Below are 19100 nucleotides of genomic sequence, written 5' to 3'. Positions count from 1 at the left end.
AGGACTTGGAGAATCGTTGTGTAAGACGGGAATTCTAACGCACCGCGGGGCTGCCACGGCACTGGCCGGACGGACAATGCTGCAAACGGGCGATGACCGCGGCGCGACGGCCATGGCAGTATCGCAGTGCCGGACCGCCCGTCGGCGCCCGCGAAATCGCGCGGCATCGACGCGCCGCGGATCGCGAAACACCCGGGCGTGCCCGCCGCAACGCATCGAACAAGGCACGCGCCCCCCGTCACAACGACTCAAGGACCCCGATGGCCATCGAACTGGAGAAGGACGTACGCGACCGCGCGATCGCGTCGCTGCAACGCTATTTCACAGAAAACATGGATGAGCCGATCGGCAACATCCAGGCGGGTGCACTGCTGCACTTCTTCGTCGAGGAAATCGCGCCCGCGATCTACAACCTCGCGATCGCGGATGCGCAGCAGAGCCTGCACGCCCGCGTCACCGAACTCGACATCGAGTGCCATCAGGAGCCGTTCGGCTACTGGAAGAAGCAGCCGGCCCGCAAGCGCTGACGCGTTCGCGACACCGGCGCAGGCCGCGCCGGACGTTGCCCGGTCAGTCCTTCTTGCCGGCCTCGCGGTCGAGTTCGCGCAGCCACGCGAGCTTGTCGGCGATCTTCGATTCGAGCCCGCGCGGCACCGGCTTGTACCAGCGCGGCTCGCGCATCCCGTCCGGCAGGTACGTCTCGCCGGCCGCATACGCATTCGGCTCGTCGTGCGCGTAACGGTAGGCGTGACCGTAGCCGAGTTCCTTCATCAGCTTGGTCGGCGCGTTGCGCAGATGCACGGGCACCTCGCGCGACTTGTCCTGCTTCACGAACGCCATCGCCTGGTTGAACGCGTTGTAGCCCGCGTTGCTCTTCGCCGCGCACGCGAGATAGATCACCGCCTGCCCGAGCGCGAGCTCGCCTTCCGGCGAGCCGAGGCGCTCGTAGGTTTCGGCCGCGTCGTTCGCCACCTGCAGCGCGCGCGGATCGGCGAGGCCGATGTCTTCCCACGCCATCCGCACGATCCGCCGCGCGAGATACTTCGGATCCGCGCCGCCGTCGATCATCCGGCAGAACCAGTACAGTGCGCCGTCCGGGCTCGAACCGCGCACCGACTTGTGCAGCGCCGAGATCTGGTCGTAGAAGTTGTCGCCGCCCTTGTCGAAACGCCGTGCGTTCAGCGTCATCGCGCTGCTGACGAATTCGGCATCGATCGTCGCGGTGCCGGCCGACGTGGCCGCCGTCTGCGCCTGCTCGAGCAGGTTCAGGAAGCGCCGCGCGTCGCCGTCCGCATAGCCGACCAGCGTATCGATTGCCTTGTCGTCGAACGACAGGCCGTCGAGTGCGATTTCCTGTGCGCGCTTCAGCAACTGCCGCATCTCGTCGTCGTCCAGCGACTTCAGCACGTACACCTGCGCACGCGACAGCAACGCCGAGTTGACCTCGAAGCTCGGGTTCTCGGTCGTCGCGCCGATGAAGGTCACGAGCCCCGACTCGACGAACGGCAGCAACGCGTCCTGCTGCCCCTTGTTGAAGCGGTGGATTTCGTCGACGAACAGGATCGTGTGGCGGCCGGTGCGGTTCAGCGTGTCCTTCGCCTGCTCCATCGACTCGCGGATGTCCTTCACGCCGCCGAGCACCGCGGACAGCGCAATGAACTCGCAGTCGAACGCGAGCGCGGTGAGCCGTGCGAGCGTCGTCTTGCCGACGCCGGGCGGCCCCCACAGGATCATCGAATGCGGCTTGCCCGATTCGAACGCGAGCCGCAGCGGCTTGCCTTCGCCCAGCAAATGCGTCTGGCCGATCACCTCGGCGAGCGTCTTCGGCCGCAGCGCCTCGGCGAGCGGGCGGCGCGGCTCGACTTGAAACAGGTCGGACATGAACCCTCGCTCCACATCAAACGATGGCGGCCGAACCGGCCGCCGGACCCGACATTATGACAGCCGCGCGAAAGCACCGCCGCGCCTGGTACCCGGCGCCCGGTGCCCGCGCCCAGAAACAACAAGGGCCTGCCGTCGCCGGCAGGCCCTTCGGTGAAACAGCAGCGCGCGGGCGCCGGTCAGCCGGTAATCACGTCGGCGCCCTTCGGCACGACGAACTTGAACGTATCGCCCTTCAGCGGCGGATTCGTCTGGATGTTCGTAAACGTCAGCAGCGTGACGTTGCCGAACACGTCGTGCAGTTCCATCGCGGCGAGCGTGCCGTTCTTGAAGCCGATGCCGATCCGCTGGAACTGCGTGTCCTGCGCCTTCGGCAGCATTTCGAGCCACTCGATGCCGCCCTTTTCGCCGGCATCGCGCAGCGTGTAGTTCTTCTCCAGATCGTTGCTGCCGAACAGGATCGCGGCGGGGCTCGCGCCCAGCGCGCCGTTCAGCTTGCGCTCGGTGACCTGGTTCAGGTCGCGGTCGTACACGTAGAGCTTGTCTCCGTCAGCCTGCAGCACCTGCTGGTACGGCTTCTGGTACGTCCAGATGAACTTGCCGGGGCGCGCAAACACGAACGTGCCGCTCGAATTGTCGGTGGGCTTCGGCACGGCCTGCGCGGCGCTCGCGCCCTTCGCCGGGGCCTTGACGATCTGCTGCGTGAAGTCGCCCTTCGCCGAACGCACCTGCGACACGAACGCCTTCAGTTGCTCGGTGCCGCCCGCGAACGCGTGCGTCGCCGCGAGCATCAGCGACGCGCCGGCGAGCGCCGCGCCGAGCCAGCGCCGCGTCGAACGAAGGGACATTGCGAACGAATGTTGCTGCATATTGCGGTTTTCTCCCTGGGTGGCCGGCGCTGCGAACGCCGCGGACTCATTCCGCGTCGCGCGCCGGCACAAGAATTTCGCGGTTGCCGCTCGACGACATCGCCGACACGAGCCCCGACTGCTCCATCTGCTCGAGCAGCCGCGCCGCGCGGTTGTAGCCGATCCGCAGGTGGCGCTGCACGAGCGAGATCGATGCGCGGCGGTTCTTGATGACGATCTCGACCGCCTGGTCGTACAGCGGATCAGACTCCTCGCCGCCTTCGCCGGTTCCCGCGCCGGCCGAGCCCTCGTCGCCGTCGGCGGTGCCGCCTTCGAGCAGGCCCTCGACGTAGTTCGGCTCGCCCTGCTCCTTGAGCTTCTCGACGACGCGGTGCACTTCGTCATCCGCGACGAACGCGCCATGCACGCGCACCGGCAGCCCGGTGCCCGGCGCCAGGTACAGCATGTCGCCCATCCCGAGCAGCGATTCGGCGCCCATCTGGTCGAGAATCGTGCGCGAGTCGATCTTCGACGACACCTGGAACGCGATCCGGGTCGGCACGTTGGCCTTGATCAGGCCCGTGATCACGTCGACCGACGGACGCTGCGTCGCGAGGATCAGGTGGATGCCGGCCGCGCGCGCCTTCTGCGCGATCCGTGCAATCAGTTCCTCGACCTTCTTGCCGACGACCATCATCAGGTCGGCCAGCTCGTCGATCACCACGACGATGTTCGGCAGGCGGCCGAGCGGCTCCGGATCGTCCGGCGTCAGGCTGAACGGATTCGGCAGCTTCTCCTCGCGCTTCGCGGCCTCGTCGATCTTGTTGTTGTAGCCCGCCAGGTTGCGCACGCCGAGCTTGCTCATCAGCTTGTAGCGGCGCTCCATCTCGGCGACCGTCCAGTTCAGCGCGTGGCCGGCCTGGCGCATGTCGGTGACGACCGGGCACAGCAGGTGCGGAATGCCTTCGTAGACGCTCATTTCGAGCATCTTCGGATCGATCAGGATCAGGCGCACCTGGTCAGCCGTCGCCTTGTACAGCAGCGACAGGATCATCGCGTTGATCCCGACCGACTTGCCCGAGCCGGTCGTGCCGGCCACCAGCAGGTGCGGCATCTTCGCGAGATCCGCGCACACCGGCTTGCCGCCGATGTCCTTGCCGAGGCTCAGCGTCAGCGCCGACGACGCGGCCGCGTACACCTCGGAACCGATGATCTCGGACAGGTGCACCGTCTGGCGGCGCTGGTTCGGCAGCTCGAGCGCCATGTAGTTCTTGCCGGGAATCGTCTCGACGACGCGGATCGACACGAGCGACAGCGAACGTGCGAGATCCTTCGCGAGGTTGACGATCTGGCTGCCCTTCACGCCGGTGGCCGGCTCGATCTCGTAGCGTGTGACGACCGGGCCCGGATAGGCGGCGACGACGCTCGCCTCGACGCCGAAATCCTTCAGCTTCTTCTCGATCAGGCGCGACGTGAACTCGAGCGTGTCGGCGGAAATCGCCTCCTGCGCCTTCGGCGCGGGATCGAGCAGCGATACCGCGGGCAGCGTCGAATCGCCCGGCAGGTCGGTGAAGAGCGGCACCTGGCGCTCGCGCTCGACGCGCTCGGACTTCGCCGGCGTGACGACCGGCGGCACGATCGTCACCGGCTCGTGATCCTCGATGCGCACGCGCTCCTCTTCGACCTTGCCTTCGCGGCGCACGGCCGCGGCCTCGCCGAGCTTGCGGTCGCGCTCGGCCTCGCGGCGCAGCTTCGCGACGTTGACGGCGGACAGGATCGCGCCGCCGACACGCTCGGCGACCGACAGCCACGAGAAGCGGAAATACAGCGACAGGCCGATCGCGAGCGCGATCAGCAGCAGCAGCGTGCCGCCCGTGAAGCCGAACGCATGCGACATCGCACCCGCGACGGCCTCGCCGACGACGCCGCCCGGCGCGCGCGGCAACTGCACCTTCAGCGACCACATGCGCAGCGCCTCGATGCCGTCGCACGCCAGCACGACGAGCACGAACGCGAGGATTTCGGTGAGCCAGCCGATCGGCCGCTCGGGTTCGTCCGAGACCGCCTCGTGGCGCGTGATGCGGCGATAGTTGACGGCGATGCGCCGCGCGAGCGGCACGATCAGCCAGTAGGCCGACAGGCCGAACAGCAGCAGGATGATGTCGGCCGTCCACGCGCCGACGCGGCCGGCCCAGTTCGTGATGTGATCCACCTGGGCGGCGTGCGTCCAACTCGGATCGCGCCGGCTGTAGCTCAGCAGGGCCATCACCAGAAATGCGCAGAGCGCGACCTGGAGAATCCAGCGGATCTCCGTGAGGAGCTTCGACATCCGGTGCGGCAACGCCTGTGCCTGGGCGGAATAAGGAGCTTTTGCCATGAATCCGTATAAAGAGGACGGGCCGTGCGCCCGCCTGTCGTTCGATCCCGCTTATTGTAAACGCTGCACCGGGCCGCCAAGTGTAAATGACGGTTACATAACAGGGCCGGGGTCCCGACGACCCCGCGGGTGCATTTCCCGGCAGCCCTTTCGCCGTGGTACGGGCGGCCCCGTCGGGCACCGCCGCGATGCCCCTCGAGCCGGTGCCAGGCCCCGCTGCACACGTGCGGCAACGCGCCGCCGGGCGCCCTGCCCACCCCGCGTGCGCGGCCGTTGCACTGCCCGACACTATCGCGACGATTGAAACTCTCGTTCGGCAACGCAGCAACGGGGCCTTTATAATGCGCGTCTGATACCCATCTATGACGGCATCCCGGTCAACCCGGATCGTACGGCGAGCCCTACCCCGCCCGCCGCGGCCGCCTTTTACGGATTCGCACATGTCCACGCCCAAACACGCCAAAGTCCTGATTCTCGGTTCCGGCCCCGCCGGCTACACGGCTGCCGTCTACGCGGCACGCGCCAACCTGTCCCCGGTGCTGATCACCGGCATCGCGCAGGGCGGCCAGCTGATGACCACGACCGACGTCGAAAACTGGCCGGCAGACGCGAAAGGCGTGCAGGGTCCGGAGCTGATGGCGCGCTTCCAGGAGCACGCGGAACGCTTCAACACCGAAATCGTGTTCGACCACATCCACACCGCGAAGCTGCACGAGCAGCCGATCCGCCTGATCGGCGATTCGGGCGAATACACGTGCGACTCGCTGATCATCGCGACCGGCGCGTCCGCGCAGTATCTCGGCCTGCCGTCCGAAGAAGCGTTCATGGGCAAGGGCGTGTCGGCCTGCGCGACCTGCGACGGCTTCTTCTATCGCAACCAGGAAGTCGCGGTGATCGGCGGCGGCAACACGGCCGTCGAGGAAGCGCTCTACCTGACCGGCATCGCGAAGAAGGTCACGGTGATCCACCGCCGCGACAAGTTCCGCGCGGAGCCGATCCTGATCGACCGCCTGCTGGAGAAGGAAAAGGAAGGCGCGGTCGTGATCAAGTGGGATCACGTGCTCGATGAAGTGACCGGCGAGGATTCGGGCGTCACGGGCCTGCGCATCAAGAACGTGAAGACCGGCGCGACCGAAGACCTCAACGTGCAGGGCGTGTTCGTCGCGATCGGCCACAAGCCGAACACCGACCTGTTCCAGGGCCAGCTCGAGATGAAGGACGGCTACATCCTGACGAAGAGCGGCCTGCACGGCAACGCGACGTCGACGAGCGTGCCGGGCGTGTTCGCCGCGGGCGACGTGCAGGACAACGTGTACCGCCAGGCGATCACCAGCGCCGGCACGGGCTGCATGGCCGCGCTCGACGCGCAGCGCTACCTCGAAAGCCTGCACGACAAGAAGTAACCCGCGAGACCTGTCGCGCCGGGCGCTACAATGGCGTCCGCTGCCGCGAAGCGGGTCTGGCCGGACAAGCCGCTGCCGCCGTGCAGCGGCTTTTTTTTGCCCGCGCGCCCGAACGCGCCTGCCCTGCGTACCGAATCATGGCGAAGAACCAGCCCCATCCGAGCGATCCCGCGAAGCGGCAGATCGCCGCCCGTCCCGCGAACCCCGCGCCCGTCGCGCCGGCGCCCGCGCCCGATCCCGCCGCGTTGCGCGGCCAGGGGCTCGCGGGCCTCGGCGCGCTGCGCAAGTCGCTGCAAGGCGAAGCCGATCGCCGCGACCGCGAGCGCGTCGAAGCGGCCAAGGCCGAGCGCAAGGCGGAAGCCGACGCGAACCTGTTCCGCAACGAGATCGGCGCGATCCGCCCGCTGAACGCGCCGCCGCGCGCGGCGGCCGGCCGCACACCGCCCGACCCCGTGCCGAAGCAGACGCAGCGCGACGAGGAAGCCGTGCTGAACGCGACGTTGTCCGACGAATTCGATCCCGAGACGCTGCTCGACAGCGACGACTCGCTGTACTACCACCGCCCCGGCATCAGCCGCGACGTCGTGCGCAAGCTGCGCAGCGGCGCGTGGATCGTGCAGGCGCAGATCGACCTGCATGGAATGCGGCGCGACGAGGCGCGCGACGCGCTCGCCGAGTTCATCCGCGAAGCCGGCAAGAAGGGGCTGCGCTGCCTGCGCGTGATCCACGGCAAGGGGCTCGGCTCGATCGGCAAGGAGCCGGTGCTGAAAGGCAAGGTGCGTGCGTGGCTCGTGCAGAAGGAAGAAGTGATCGCGTTCTGCGAGGCGCGCGGCCACGACGGCGGCGCGGGCGCGGTGCTGGTGCTGCTGCAGCCGTTCGCGGCACCCGGGGACCGGGGGCCGCGTGCCGCATCCTAGGCTGACGCTCGCGATCGCGGTACTGGAGGCGATCGCCACGCTGGCCTTTGCGATCTCGGGCTTCATCGAGGCGCGCAAGAACCGCCTCGACTCGGTCGGCACGTTCGTGGTGGCGCTCGCCACCGCGTTCGGCGGCGGCACGCTGCGCGACATCCTGCTCGAGCGCCGGCCGTTCTACTGGGTCGTGCACGACGACTACGTGATCGCGATCTTCGTGCTCGCGCTGTTCGCGCCGTTCGTGCTGCGGATGCTGTCGCGGCTGTCGGCCGAGCGGTTGCTGCTCGTGGCCGATGCGATCGGGCTCGGGATCTTCAGCATCTCGGGCACGGCGATCGCGCTCGATGCCGAGATGCCGCGCTTCATCGCGGTGATGATGGGCGTGATCACGGGCGTGGTCGGCGGGATCATCCGCGACGTGCTGTGCAACGACATCCCGCTGATCCTGCGCGATTCGCGGCCCTACGCGACCTGCGCGTTCGTCGGCTGCTGGTTCTACCTGCTGCTCGTGTGGCTGCAGTTCGATTCCGTCTACAGCGTGCTGCTCGCGACCGGCTTCATCCTCGTCGCGCGGCTGGCGACGTTCAAGTTCGACGTGCGGCTGCCGCACTGAGCGCCGCCGCGGCATCGACCGTCGCGCCAAAACAAAGGGGCCGTCCGAAGACGGCCCCTTCTTGCTTCGTTCAGCGCTCGCGCGATCTCACGCGATCCGCTCTTCCGACGCCGGATCGAACAGCACCGCCTTCGACACGTCGAACAGCAGCGACAGCGTCTGGTCGGGCTGCGGATTCGCGGCCGGATGCACGCGGCTCACGATGCGCTTGCCGTTGACCTGCGCGAACACGTGCGTGTCCGGCCCGGTCGGCTCGGTCACGTCGACGCGCACGTCGAACGGCTGCAGGTGCGACGCGTCGCCGTTGTGCGCATGGCGCACGTCGGTGATGCGCTCCGGACGCAGGCCGAGGATCACCTCGCGGCCGACGTGCGACTTCAGCTTCGCCGCGTCGAACGGCAGGTTCAGCGCGCCGCGCTTGACGCCCGTGTCGACTTCGAGCGCGATCCCGCTGCCCTGCTCGACCAGCTTGCCGTTGATGAAGTTCATCGGCGGCGCGCCGATGAAGCCCGCGACGAACAGGTTCGACGGCGAATCGTAGATCTCCTGCGGCGCGCCGAACTGCTGGACCACGCCGTCCTTCATCACCGCGATCCGGTCGCCGAGTGTCATCGCCTCGATCTGGTCGTGCGTCACGTAGACGATCGTCGTGCCGAGGCGCTGGTGCAGCAGCTTGATTTCCGCGCGCATCTCGATGCGCAGCTTCGCGTCGAGGTTCGACAGCGGCTCGTCGAACAGGAACAGCGACGGATCGCGCGCGAGCGCACGGCCCATCGCGACACGCTGGCGCTGGCCGCCCGACAGCTGGCCCGGCTTGCGGTCGAGCAGGTGCTGGATCTGCAGCATCTGCGACACGCGGTCGACGATCTGCTGCTGTTCGCTCTTCGGCACCTTGCGGATGTTCAGGCCGAACGAGATGTTCTCGCGCACCGTCATCGACGGATACAGCGCGTACGACTGGAACACCATCGCGATGTCGCGATCCTTCGGCGACAGGTCGTTGACGACCTTGCCGTCGATGCAGATCTCGCCGCTCGTCACGGTCTCGAGCCCGGCGATCATGTTGAGCAGCGTCGACTTCCCGCAGCCCGACCCGCCGACCAGGATCAGGAACTGTCCGTCCTCGATCTCGATGTCGACACCCTTCAGGACCGGCACCCCGTTCGGGTAGGTCTTGTACACGTCACGGATGGAAAGGCTTGCCATGCTGTGAATCCTCTGTCTCGTCTCGCGCGGCGCACTCCGGCGCCGCGTCGGGTTCGTTTCGATGCGCCGCGCGCGAGGCGCGGCCGGTTCGTCGTATCGGATGAAGCCGCGCTTACCCCTTCACCGCCCCCGCAGTCAGCCCGCGCACGAAGTAGCGGCCGGCGACGATGTAGACGAGCAGCGTCGGCAGCGCGGCGATGATCGCGCCGGCCATGTCGACGTTGTATTCCTTCACGCCCGTCGACGTGTTGACGAGGTTGTTCAGCGCAACCGTGATCGGCATCGAATCGACGCCGGAGAACACGATCCCGAACAGGAAGTCGTTCCAGATCTGCGTGAATTGCCAGATCAGGCACACCATGAAGATCGGCAGCGACACGGGCAGCAGGATCTTCGTGAAGATCGTGAAGAAGCCCGCGCCGTCGATGCGCGCGGCCTTCACGAGTTCGGCCGGCACGCTCACGTAGAAGTTGCGGAAGAACATCGTCGTGAACGCGATGCCGTACACGACGTGCACGAACACGAGGCCCGGAATCGTGTTGGCGAGGCCGAGCATCCCCTGCAGGCGCGCCATCGGCAGCAGGATCACCTGGAACGGGATGAAGCAGCCGACCAGCATCATCGTGAACAGCGCGTCGGCGCCGCGAAAGCGCCAGTGCGTGAGCACGTAGCCGTTGAACGCGCCGATCAGCGACGAGATCAGCACGGCCGGGATCACCATCTGCAGCGAGTTCAGGAAGAACGGCTTCATGCCGTCGCAGCGCACGCCGGTGCACGCGCCGCTCCAGGCCTTCACCCACGGGTCGACGGTCCACGTGGTGGGCGGCGTCAGCAGGTTGCCGGTGCGCAGCTGGTCGAGATCCTTGAACGACGTCGACAGCATCACGTAGATCGGGAACAGGAAATACAGCGCGAACAGGATCAGTGCCGCATAGATCACTGCCCGGCTGATCGTCATCTTAGGCTGCATTGCGGGTGCTCCTCGATTCCATATACATCAGCGGCACCAGCACCGCGACCACGGTCGCGAGCATCATCACCGAGGACGCCGCGCCGAGCCCGAGCTGGCCGCGGTTGAACGAAAACGTGTACATGAACATGGCCGGCAGCGACGACGACGTGCCCGGGCCGCCCGCCGTCAGCGCGACGACGAGGTCGAAGGTCTTGATCGTGATGTGGCAGAGGATCAGCAGCACCGAGAAGAACACCGGGCGCATGCTCGGGATCACGATCTTGCGGTAGATGGTCGGCAGCGTCGCGCCGTCCACCTGCGCGGCCTTGAAGATCTCCGCATCGACACCGCGCAGCCCCGCGAGGAACAGCGCCATCACGAAGCCGGTCGACTGCCACACGGCCGCGATCACCACGCAGAAGATCGCCTTGTCCGGATCGTCGAGCCAGCCGAACGAGAAGCTCGTCCAGCCCCAGTCGTGCATCACCTTCTCGAGGCCGAGGCCCGGGTTCAGGATCCACTGCCACGCGGTGCCGGTGACGATGAACGACAGCGCCATCGGGTACAGGAAGACCGCGCGCAGCGCGCCTTCGTTGCGGATCCGCTGGTCGAGCAGGATCGCGAGGAACAGCCCGAGCGCGACACAGATCACGATGAACGGAATCCCGAACCAGCCGAGGTTCGCGGCGGAGGTCCACCACACGTCGTTCTGGAACAGGTCCGAGTAACGGCCGAAGCCGTCGAATTCGTAGTTCGGCAACAGCCGCGAGTTGGTCAGCGACAGATAGCCGGTAATCAGGATGAAGCCGTAGATGAACACCACGGCGATCGCGACGCTCGGCGCAAGCACGAGCTTCGGGATCCAGCGGTCGGCGAAGGCCGACATCGGCGACGTACGCCGTGCGGCGGCAGCGCCGGATCCGTTTCCGCTAAGAGGGGCAGCCACTTGATTCGACTCCTGGAACGAGGGCGACGCAGGCCGGGCCGGCGCCGGGTACGGCACGGGCTTCGCGGGCGAGCCCGTTTGCTGCACATGCAAAAACGCCCGGCCGATGAAGCGTTTCCGGCCGGGCGCCTGTCGCGCGTTACTTGACCTTCGCGGCCTTCGCGAGCGCGGCGACCGCGCTCTTCGAATCCTGCTGCGAGTTCATGAACTTCGTCACGACGTCCGTGATCGCGCCGGCGGTCGCGTCGCTCTGCGCCATCCCGTGCGCGAGCGACGGGACGAAGCCGCCCGACTTGATCGCGGTCTGCTCGTCGGCATACGACTTCTTCGCGCAGTCGTCGAACTTGTCCATCTTCACGCCGAGGCGGACCGGCACCGAACCCTTCAGCAGGCTGAACTGCTCCTGGAAGTCCGGCGTCATGATCGTCTTCGCGAGCGCGAGCTGGCCCGGCGTCGCGTTCTTCTCGCCCTTCTGCTGGAAGAACACGAACGAGTCGACGTTGAACGTGTACGAATTCGCGGTGCCCGGCACCGGTGCGCAGACGTAGTCCTTGCCCGCCTTCTTGCCGGCGTTCTCGAACTCGCCCTTCGCCCAGTCGCCCATGAACTGCATGCCGGCCTTGCCGTTGATGACCATCGCGGTCGCGAGGTTCCAGTCGCGGCCGTTACGGCCGGTGTCGAAGTAGCCCTGGATCTTGCGCACCGTGTCGAACACGGACAGCATCTGCGGCGAGGTCAGCGTCGCCTGGTCGAGGTCGACCAGCGCCTTCTTGTAGAACGCCGGACCCTGCGACAGCACGACGTCTTCCCACAGCGTCAGGTCCTGCCACGGCTGGCCGCCCATCGCGACCGGCTGGATGCCCGCGGCCTTCAGCTTGTCGGCCACCGCGAAGAATTCAGGCCAGGTGGTCGGCACCTTCGCGCCGACCTTGTCGAGCGCGGCCTTGTTGATGTACAGCCAGTTCACGCGGTGCACCGAGAACGGCGCCGCGACGGTGTGGCCCTTGTACTTGATGATCTTGTCGATTTCCGGCGGCAGGTTCTGCTTCCAGTCGCCGGCAGCGGAATCGATGTTGACGAGCACGCCCTGGTCGGCCCAGTCCTGGATCAGCGGGCCCTTGATCTGCGCGGCAGACGGAGAATCGCCGCTGATCACCTTGGTCTTCAGCGCGGTCATCGCCGCGGCGCCGGCGCCGCCCGCGACCGCGAAGTCCTTCCACACGTAGCCCTGCTTCTGCACGTCGTCCTTCAGCACGCCGACGGCCTTCGACTCGCCGCCCGAGGTCCACCAGTGCAGCACCGTCACGTTCTCGGCTGCCTGCGCCGCCACGGCGCCGGCCATCAGACCTGCGGCGCAGAGCGCGCCCATGATCGAGCGAACTTTCATTACTTATCTCCTCCAGACTGAATCAACTCGTGAGGTTCCCTTGAGCGGGAACCGGCTTCTTGATAACGACGGGGAAATCGAGCCGCGGGACGCATGCAGCGTACGGGGCCGATGACCGGCCGGGCTCTTACAGAAAGCGTGAATCGAGATTCAACGGCGTGTCTCCTCTTGGTGTTTCTGGCCCGCCGCGATGATGCGGCGCGAGCCCGGGGCCGACGTCGCGCGGACGATGCGCGCCGTCAATGTCCGATAACATTCGGCACAAGGCGTTCCCGAAGGCGAAGCTCGCGCAGTTCATCGACCGCACTTCTTTTTTTCTTCACCCAGGTGCTACCCCTTGCGGCGGATTGTAGTTAAACTACAATTCAGTGTCAAAAATATTTTTATCGCACTACGGATCGCTTCCGAGCACCCCAACCCGGCGGAGACACATGCATACCGATTCCAGCTTTACCTTCGTACTTTTCGGCGGCACCGGCGATCTGTCGATGCGCAAGATCCTGCCCGCGCTGTTCGAAGCGCACCGTGCGAACATGCTGGCGGAGAGCGGCCGGATCGTCGCCGTGGCGCGTCATGAATCGGATCGGGCGTCCTATCTCGAATGGGTCGACACCCACGTGAAGCCGCACGCGGCCAAGGCCGCCGGCAACGCGTTCGACGAAGCTGCGTGGAAGTCCTTCCTCGATCGCATCGAGTACGTGCACCTCGATCTCGGCCGCGCGGAAGACTACGTCGTGCTGCGCGACGCGGTGGCAGCGCTGCCCGGCATTCGCGTGTTCTATCTCGCGACGGGCCCGTCGCTGTTCGTGCCGATCTGCAAGGCGCTCGCGTCGGTCGGCCTGAGCGAAGGCTCGCGCATCGTGCTCGAGAAGCCGCTCGGCTACGACCTGAAGTCGTCGAATGCGATCAACGACGCGGTCGGCGAGATCTTCGCGGAAGGCCAGATCTACCGGATCGACCACTACCTCGGCAAGGAACCGGTGCAGAACCTGCTTGCGCTGCGCTTCGGCAATGCGCTGTTCGAGCCGCTGTGGCGCCGCGAATGGGTCGAGAGCATCCAGATCACGATCGCCGAGGAGCTCGGCGTCGAGGCACGCGGCGATTTCTACGACAATACCGGCGCGCTGCGCGACATGGTGCAGAACCACCTGCTGCAGCTGCTGTCGATCGTCGCGATGGAGCCGCCGCATTCGATGGATTCGGATTCGGTGCGCGACGAAAAGCTGCGCGTGCTGCGCGCGCTGAAGCCGGTCGATCCGCGCGACATCGGCAAGGTGGCCGTGCGCGGCCAGTATCATGCGGGCGTGATCAAGGGCGCGCAGGTGCCGGCCTACGCGACCGAACCGGGCGTGAAGCCCGATAGCCAGACCGAAACCTTCGTCGCATTGAAGGTCGAGATCGAGAACTGGCGCTGGGCCGGCGTGCCGTTCTTCCTGCGCACCGGCAAGCGGCTTGCCGATCGCGTCGCGGAGATCGTCGTCAATTTCCGCCCGGTGCCGCATTCGGCGCTCGGGCCCACCGCGCTGCGTCCCGGTTCGAACCGCCTCGTGATCCGGCTGCAGCCGAACGAGACGATCCGCCTGTACTGCCTCGCGAAGCAGCCCGGCGAAGGGATGAACCTCGCGAGCGTGCACCTCGACCTTGCGTTCGACCAGTTCTTCAAGGAAGGGCAGATGGAGGCGTACCAGCGCCTGCTGCTCGACGTGATCAACGGCCGCCTCGCCCTCTTCGTGCGCCGCGACGAACAGGAAGCCGCATGGCGCTGGGTCGAGCCTATCCTGAACGAATGGGCACGCACGCTGAAGCCGCCGAAGCCGTATGCGGCGGGCACGTGGGGGCCGGCCGCGGCGAGCGCGATGCTCGCGCAGCACGACACCTGCTGGCTCGAAGAAGAGAACTGATGCAAACCGTTGCCGCGCACGCCACCGTACGCGGCAACGTGCCCCACGATTCGTACGATTTGAACAGACAAAGCAGTCCGGAGGAGATGTGATCGAGATTCACGCTTTCGACACCCAGGAAGCGCAAAGCGAAGCGCTCGCGCGCGCCGTCGGCGATGCGCTGCGCGCCGCGCTCGCCGGCCCCGCGCGCCCGACGCTCGCGGTGTCCGGCGGAACGAGCCCGCGCCCGTTCCTGCACACGCTGTCGCACGCGGCGCTCGACTGGGCCGGCGTCGACGTGACGCTGGTCGACGACCGCTGGGTGCCGGAGGACGATGCAGCCAGCAACGCGCAGCTCGTGCGCGACACGCTGCTGCAGCACGCCGCCGCCCCTGCCCGCTTCCTGCCGCTCGTCGACACGCGCGCCGCGCTCGACGCGCACGTCGCCGCGCTGAACGCGAACGCCGACTACCGCGTGCCGAGCGTCGCGGTGCTCGGCATGGGCGAGGACGGCCATACCGCGTCGATCTTCGCCGATGCGCCCGAATGGGATCACGCGATCACGACGCCCGAGCGTTTCGTCGCCGTCCATCCCGGCGCCGCGCCGCATGCGCGGGTGAGCTTCTCGCTCGATGCGCTCAAGCGCGTCGACCGGCTGTTCCTGCTGATCGCGGGCGAACGCAAACGCGCGGTGCTCGACGCCGCGGCCGCATCGCTGCAGAAGAACGCGATTTCCCAACTGGCCAACGACAAGGGGACCCAGCTCGATGTCTACTGGTGCGCAAAGTAAGGCGGTCGTCGCGGGTCAGCATGCCGACGGCCCGCGCCTGCTCGCGGACGTCGGCGGCACCAACGCGCGCTTCGCGCTGGAAACCGGCCCGGGCGAGATCACGCAGATTCGCGTCTATCCCGGCGCCGACTATCCGACGATCACCGACGCGATCCGCAAGTATCTGAAGGATGTGAAGATCAGCCGCGTGAACCACGCGGCGATCGCGATCGCCAATCCCGTCGACGGCGACCAGGTCACGATGACCAACCACGACTGGAGCTTCTCGATCGAGGCGACGCGCCGTGCGCTCGGCTTCGACACGCTGCTCGTCGTCAACGATTTCACCGCGCTCGCGATGGCGCTGCCGGGCCTGACCGATGCGCAACGCGTGCAGGTCGGCGGCGGCGCGCGCCGCCAGAACAGCGTGATCGGGCTGCTCGGGCCCGGCACCGGGCTCGGCGTGTCGGGGCTGATTCCGGCCGACGACCGCTGGATCGCGCTCGGCAGCGAAGGCGGCCACGCGTCGTTCGCGCCGCAGGACGAGCGCGAGGACCTGGTGCTGCAGTATGCGCGCAAGAAGTTTCCGCACGTGTCGTTCGAACGCGTGTGTGCGGGCCCCGGCATGGAGATCATCTATCGCGCGCTCGCCGCGCGCGACAAGAAGCGCGTGGCCGCGACCGTCGACACGGTCGAGATCGTCGAGCGCGCGCATGCGGGCGACGCCCTCGCGCTCGAGACGGTCGAATGCTTCTGCGGGATTCTCGGCGCGTTCGCGGGCAGCGTCGCGCTGACGCTCGGCGCGCTCGGCGGCGTGTACATCGGCGGCGGCGTCGCGCTGAAGCTCGGCGAACTGTTCACGCGCTCGTCGTTCCGCGCGCGCTTCGAGGCGAAGGGCCGCTTCACGCACTACCTCGAGAACATCCCGACCTACCTGATCACCGCCGAATACCCGGCGTTCCTCGGCGTGTCGGCGATCCTCGCGGAGCAGTTGTCGAACCGCTCGGGCGGTGCGTCGTCGGCCGTGTTCGAACGGATCCGCCAGATGCGTGACGCGCTGACGCCGGCCGAGCGCCGCGTCGCCGATCTCGCGCTGAACCATCCGCGCTCGATCATCAACGATCCGATCGTCGACATCGCGCGCAAGGCCGACGTGAGCCAGCCGACCGTGATCCGCTTCTGCCGCTCGCTCGGCTGCCAGGGGCTGTCCGACTTCAAGCTGAAGCTCGCCACCGGCCTCACCGGCACGATCCCGATGAGCCACAGCCAGGTGCATCTCGGCGACACGGCCACCGACTTCGGCGCGAAGGTGCTCGACAACACGGTGTCCGCGATCCTGCAGTTGCGCGAGCACCTGAATTTCGAGCACGTCGAGAACGCGATCGAGATCCTGAACGGCGCACGGCGCATCGAGTTCTACGGGCTCGGCAATTCGAACATCGTCGCGCAGGACGCGCATTACAAGTTCTTCCGCTTCGGGATCCCGACGATCGCGTACGGCGACCTGTACATGCAGGCCGCATCGGCCGCGTTGCTCGGCAAGGGCGACGTGATCGTCGCGGTGTCGAAGTCGGGGCGCGCGCCCGAGCTGCTGCGCGTGCTCGACGTCGCGATGCAGGCCGGCGCGAAGGTGATCGCGATCACGTCGAGCAACACGCCGCTCGCGAAGCGCGCGACCGTCGCGCTCGAAACCGACCACATCGAGATGCGCGAATCGCAGCTGTCGATGATCTCGCGGATCCTGCATCTGCTGATGATCGACATCCTCGCGGTCGGCGTCGCGATCCGCCGTGCGTCGACGAACGGCGAACTGCCCGAGGCTGTCGCGCAGGCGAAGGCGCGCGCGAGCGACGACGAAACGGCCGACGTGCTCGACTGGCTGAGCCACGGTGCATCGCCGGCGGCGAAGGACGTCGCGCGGGATTGACGCGGCGGTAAAGGAACGTCACGGGTGAATGACACCCCGAACGCTGGATCAGCCGTCCAGCGTTCGGGGTGTTTTGCATTGGGGAGCCGCGCCGAACCACGGCGGCTCGACAAGCATCCACCATGACGTCTGCCGAGAGCTGCACGTGACTTCACGTGTTCGTACGCGCTCCCATTTTCGAACACGTCCAATTGTCAGCCGTTGCCCAAGCTCCGTAACTTCCTTCACTCCGCTGATGCCGCCATCCCGGTCCGACGCGAGAAATGACGCGTTTCTCACAGAACCCCGATTGGCATCGACGGCATCACGTTCATCCAGTTTGTGGAGAGGGATATGCCTAGACCACGTTTTTCAGCCGCATGGGCAGCATGTAAAGCGCATTTACGCGCCGATAAATTCCGCGGAAAAGGTTGCGCGAGCGATTGGGGCAACGTGGCACCCATATCCAGCGACGGGGCAAAGCAGAAGTGATCAAATTCCCGCCTTCGCCGGGAGGCTGCACCCGGGACGATAGGCACGGGATCGTTCTCTTCGAGGTTTCAGCCTCGTCGATAGCCTGAGAGAAGAACACTATAATGAACAATACCTATGACTTTGGTACACATCGAGATCTCACGCCGATGGAGCTGTTTTTCCTTGTCTTTATCGATGGAGACATGCAAGGAGCTTGGCGTTGACGATGTAGCGGCAGTAGTTGCCATTGTGGCGGGTCAAAATTGGATGCCAACACGAGCAAAGCCCTTTGGTACCACGCCGGGTACTTCTGTTGCGTCGATATCGAGTCGCAAGTATCTGGACTACGATTTGAAGAAGAAGATCCTCCCGACGCTGACCAACGCCAGCGTTAAGCGATTGAAGTTCATTATGGTAAGAAACATTGGGGTTTTCGTTGGGCGCGCGGTTCCTGTCGTTGGCTGGGTCATTGCTGCCAACAATGTCACGATGATCAGCATCCGTTCCGTGTCGCGCTATAACGCGCTTGTTAAGCCTGAGGACAAGGTGTTCTGATGAGCCAGTTTACATGGAACGAGTTTGAGGATTTTGTGAGAAGGGTGGCCGATGTTAGTCCTAAAAAAAATCTCACAAAAGGCCATGCCGTCGAGGGTGATTTGGATATCACTGGCGACGATGCGGTCGAGTTTATGGAGAGGTTTTTCGATAAATTTCCGGTGCAAGTTGGAGATTTTGAGTTCAGTCGCTATTTCTCAGGAGAGGGCTTTAGCTTGATTGAAGTTGCGCGGATGGCTTTCTCCAGAAAACGCCGAAAAAAATATGAAAAAGTGCCATTGACTCTAGGTATGCTCTATCAGGCTATTTTAGATGGAGAGTGGAACAATCAGCGCTTGGAAAGTCTGCCGCGCTGATCGCATCTCGCCGAATAGGCCGGTTTATTTTTAGGCGATGTGTTGGATCCGTGCACATCTCTGGGTGTCAGCCATGAGACAAAATCCGCTGCTCCGGTGTGTGATGTTCTGGGCATTGACGTTCGCGGCACAGTCCGGCCACGCCGCGGATACGACGTCGTCACCGCAAGCAAGCGCCCGGTCCTATGCGCAGAACTACAAGGACATGATGCTCGCGGAATGTGTCGCAACCGCTTATCGGGATCAACCTTCTGCCGCGATGGATGCGGGAAGCAGCGCCAGCGCCCTGATGGACTGGACATACTTCGATCTGGAGCGGAACCCCGACGCGGGCAAATCGCTGGTCAATCGCTTTCTCGCACGGGACTATCGCAATCCGATCGTCGAATCCGAACTCAAAGGCGTGAAGTTCGATTTTTTGAAATGCCTGGATCTGTACCACAGCAAGGAACTCGACGCCCAAGCCAAGCGGTTCGTGATCAACCCAAAGCGCAGCTACGAACTCGACAATCGCTCGTCTGACCGTTCCAAATGACGCTGACGTGAGAAGTCGAATGCATGGCCCGCATTGACTACACGCACGCCCCGACACCACGAAATTGCTGCTCCACGCGACGGGGCTGCCCGCGAGGT

16 protein-coding genes and 1 pseudogene are annotated in these 19100 nt (G+C 65.7%); 10 read left to right on the top strand and 7 right to left on the bottom strand.

What is annotated here, in order from left to right:
- Window positions 1–260: 260 nt before the first annotated feature.
- Window positions 261–527, top strand: a complete 267-nt coding sequence (locus CFB40_RS04945) for a DUF2164 domain-containing protein (protein ID WP_047850576.1) — start codon at window positions 261–263, stop codon at window positions 525–527.
- 43 nt (window positions 528–570) lie between these two features.
- Here CFB40_RS04945 and CFB40_RS04940 read toward each other — a convergent pair whose 3' ends face one another.
- The 3 genes from CFB40_RS04940 to CFB40_RS04930 form a co-directional block, all read right to left on the bottom strand.
- Window positions 571–1881, bottom strand: a complete 1311-nt coding sequence (locus CFB40_RS04940) for a replication-associated recombination protein A (protein ID WP_089424730.1) — start codon at window positions 1879–1881, stop codon at window positions 571–573.
- A 179-nt stretch (window positions 1882–2060) separates the two neighbouring features.
- A complete protein-coding gene (lolA, locus tag CFB40_RS04935) occupies window positions 2061–2750 on the bottom strand; it encodes an outer membrane lipoprotein chaperone LolA (RefSeq protein WP_089424729.1) in 690 nt (229 codons plus the stop codon).
- Window positions 2751–2796: 46 nt separating this feature from the next.
- Window positions 2797–5106, bottom strand: a complete 2310-nt coding sequence (locus tag CFB40_RS04930; RefSeq protein WP_089430739.1) for a DNA translocase FtsK — start codon at window positions 5104–5106, stop codon at window positions 2797–2799.
- A 440-nt stretch (window positions 5107–5546) separates the two neighbouring features.
- Here CFB40_RS04930 and trxB point away from each other — a divergent pair, with 440 nt between their 5' ends.
- The 3 genes from trxB to CFB40_RS04915 all read left to right on the top strand — a co-directional run bounded on the left by trxB (window position 5547) and on the right by CFB40_RS04915 (window position 8036).
- On the top strand, window positions 5547–6509 hold the full coding sequence (gene trxB, locus CFB40_RS04925) for a thioredoxin-disulfide reductase (RefSeq protein WP_089430738.1): 963 nt from the start codon (window positions 5547–5549) through the stop codon (window positions 6507–6509).
- Between the two features lie 137 nt (window positions 6510–6646).
- Entirely contained in the window at window positions 6647–7426 is a 780-nt protein-coding gene (locus CFB40_RS04920; RefSeq protein WP_089424726.1) for a Smr/MutS family protein, read from the top strand.
- Window positions 7413–8036, top strand: a complete 624-nt coding sequence (locus CFB40_RS04915) for a trimeric intracellular cation channel family protein (protein WP_027788121.1) — start codon at window positions 7413–7415, stop codon at window positions 8034–8036. Before CFB40_RS04920 ends, CFB40_RS04915 begins: the two co-directional genes overlap by 14 nt.
- A gap of 87 nt (window positions 8037–8123) precedes the next feature.
- Here the strand turns inward: CFB40_RS04915 and CFB40_RS04910 are convergent, their stop codons facing one another.
- The 4 genes from CFB40_RS04910 to CFB40_RS04895 form a co-directional block, all read right to left on the bottom strand.
- Complete coding sequence (locus CFB40_RS04910; protein ID WP_046545128.1) at window positions 8124–9242, bottom strand: ABC transporter ATP-binding protein; 1119 nt, start codon at window positions 9240–9242, stop codon at window positions 8124–8126.
- Window positions 9243–9354: 112 nt separating this feature from the next.
- Window positions 9355–10212, bottom strand: a complete 858-nt coding sequence (locus tag CFB40_RS04905) for a carbohydrate ABC transporter permease (protein WP_011544828.1) — start codon at window positions 10210–10212, stop codon at window positions 9355–9357.
- On the bottom strand, window positions 10202–11140 hold the full coding sequence (locus CFB40_RS04900) for a carbohydrate ABC transporter permease (RefSeq protein ID WP_039343490.1): 939 nt from the start codon (window positions 11138–11140) through the stop codon (window positions 10202–10204). The genes CFB40_RS04905 and CFB40_RS04900 overlap by 11 nt, the downstream gene beginning before the upstream one ends.
- A gap of 139 nt (window positions 11141–11279) precedes the next feature.
- Window positions 11280–12527, bottom strand: coding sequence for an ABC transporter substrate-binding protein (locus CFB40_RS04895; protein ID WP_069247370.1), 1248 nt, complete (start codon window positions 12525–12527; stop codon window positions 11280–11282).
- 431 nt (window positions 12528–12958) lie between these two features.
- On the opposite strand from CFB40_RS04895, the gene zwf reads away from it, so the two are divergent.
- The 6 genes and pseudogenes from zwf to CFB40_RS04865 all read left to right on the top strand — a co-directional run bounded on the left by zwf (window position 12959) and on the right by CFB40_RS04865 (window position 19002).
- Entirely contained in the window at window positions 12959–14428 is a 1470-nt protein-coding gene (gene zwf / locus CFB40_RS04890) for a glucose-6-phosphate dehydrogenase (RefSeq protein ID WP_089424725.1), read from the top strand.
- 88 nt (window positions 14429–14516) lie between these two features.
- A complete protein-coding gene (pgl, locus tag CFB40_RS04885; protein WP_089424724.1) occupies window positions 14517–15197 on the top strand; it encodes a 6-phosphogluconolactonase in 681 nt (226 codons plus the stop codon).
- On the top strand, window positions 15175–17103 hold the full coding sequence (locus tag CFB40_RS04880; RefSeq protein WP_006476653.1) for a bifunctional transcriptional regulator/glucokinase: 1929 nt from the start codon (window positions 15175–15177) through the stop codon (window positions 17101–17103). Before pgl ends, CFB40_RS04880 begins: the two co-directional genes overlap by 23 nt.
- A 575-nt stretch (window positions 17104–17678) precedes the next feature.
- A pseudogene (locus CFB40_RS04875) lies at window positions 17679–18111 on the top strand (STM2901 family protein).
- Entirely contained in the window at window positions 18111–18467 is a 357-nt protein-coding gene (locus tag CFB40_RS04870) for a DUF1493 family protein (protein ID WP_089424722.1), read from the top strand. The pseudogene CFB40_RS04875 and the gene CFB40_RS04870 overlap by 1 nt, the downstream one beginning before the upstream one ends.
- Before the next feature lie 73 nt (window positions 18468–18540).
- A complete protein-coding gene (locus CFB40_RS04865) occupies window positions 18541–19002 on the top strand; it encodes a type VI secretion system amidase immunity protein Tai4 (RefSeq protein WP_089430737.1) in 462 nt (153 codons plus the stop codon).
- The last annotated feature ends 98 nt before the right edge of the window (window positions 19003–19100 follow it).

The organism is Burkholderia sp. AU31652 (genome assembly GCF_002223155.1).
In the GTDB taxonomy this organism is placed as follows: domain Bacteria; phylum Pseudomonadota; class Gammaproteobacteria; order Burkholderiales; family Burkholderiaceae; genus Burkholderia.
The sequence above is the reverse complement of the archived record's forward strand: the minus strand, read 5'-3'. Positions and strand labels throughout refer to the sequence as shown.